Genomic DNA, 1269 nt, shown 5'->3' with positions numbered 1-1269 from the left:
GCAAATATAGAATACATAGAAACCGCATTCTCGAATTTCGATATTGAATGGCTTCATTTTGTAGATCCGGGATTGGTGCAACGGGTGCCAACGGATAAAAATTTTAAGCATTCGGATGCTCAAAAAAGGGTTAAACAACAAGTAGAATGGATTGCCGAATGTAAAGTGGATGCCATTCTGATAACCTGTACAAATTACATCGCTATTTTAAACGAAGAGCAGCTATCCTTACCAATGCCTATCATTAAAATTGATGAACCATATTTTGAGCAAATTTGCCAATTGCAGCAACCGCAGATGATATTATTCACGAACCCTGCCACTGTTGAAGGAACAGTCAAACGTTTAAATGCCCATGCTGAAAAATATGGGGCTGTGGATTTTGAAGTTATCATCATCGACAATGCCTTTGAATTCATTATGCAGGGATTGGGAGAGAGGTATAACGAGAAAATTTTGAACTTCCTATACCAGTTTAATAACGAAAATAGACCACTGTCGGTGGCTCAACTATCAATGGTCGAAGCAGCAAAGAGATATGAACTTCAGACAGGAATGACAGTTTTAAATCCATTGAATGCATTAGTTGATTCCATGATCGTTCAACTAGAACTAAGTTTATTGAGTGGTCTTTGAATCAAATGATTTCCACATGAATGGAATGCTTTTTCTTTGTATATGGTAGAAAACAAAAAAATCCTTGCATGATCTGGTAAAATCCCAGTGCAGGGATTTTTTTATTATTCCTTTGTGCGGATTTGTTCACGGATGTTTTCAAGTTCTTCAAGGGATAGAGCTGTCAGGGAATTTTTTATTTCTTCTTCGACCCGTTTTCGATCAAGCTCCCTGTATTTGCTCCACCAATCCCGCAGCCCTTCGGTGTTTTCGAGAAGATACTCTATATCAATTTCTTCTTGCTCATCATCTGATAAATATCGCATGACCGCACCTAATAATCGATTGAGTTTGGCTACTTCACTTTCCTTATCAGGTGAAGCGAGGGTATCTTTCACTTCTAAATCATCTTTAGCCGGAACATTACGAGGTGTCATAATATCCTCCTGTTTTTAATACTAGTGTGCCTGAAAATGGCGGTTTTCAATATTTGTTTTTCGTATTTTTACAAATTTCATTTGTAAAGTATGTATTTATATTAATGAAATTTCAACATAAACCTCGCTAGAATATATAAATTCTATCATCATCCTTAAATAGGTTTAATAAAATAATGGGTAGGTAAGGGGGAAGTATAAATAAAAGGAATAGCTT

General features: G+C 36.2%; 2 protein-coding genes. One reads left to right on the top strand and one right to left on the bottom strand.

Going from position 1 to position 1269, the window contains the following annotated elements; translation table 11 throughout:
• The coding region (locus ACFVSH_RS26740) for a hypothetical protein (protein WP_387708846.1) at positions 1–636 on the top strand (636 nt) is incomplete at its 5' end.
• A 104-nt stretch (positions 637–740) separates the two neighbouring features.
• Here the strand turns inward: ACFVSH_RS26740 and ACFVSH_RS26735 are convergent.
• The gene (locus ACFVSH_RS26735; protein WP_387598426.1) at positions 741–1052 is read right to left on the bottom strand and encodes a hypothetical protein; all 312 of its coding nucleotides are present in this window, start codon (positions 1050–1052) and stop codon (positions 741–743) included.
• Between the last annotated feature and the right edge of the window lie 217 nt (positions 1053–1269).

This window comes from Peribacillus sp. NPDC058002 (genome assembly GCF_042886655.1).
GTDB lineage: Bacteria > Bacillota > Bacilli > Bacillales > DSM-1321 > Peribacillus > Peribacillus aracenensis.
This window is presented reverse-complemented; position numbering and strand designations above follow the sequence as displayed.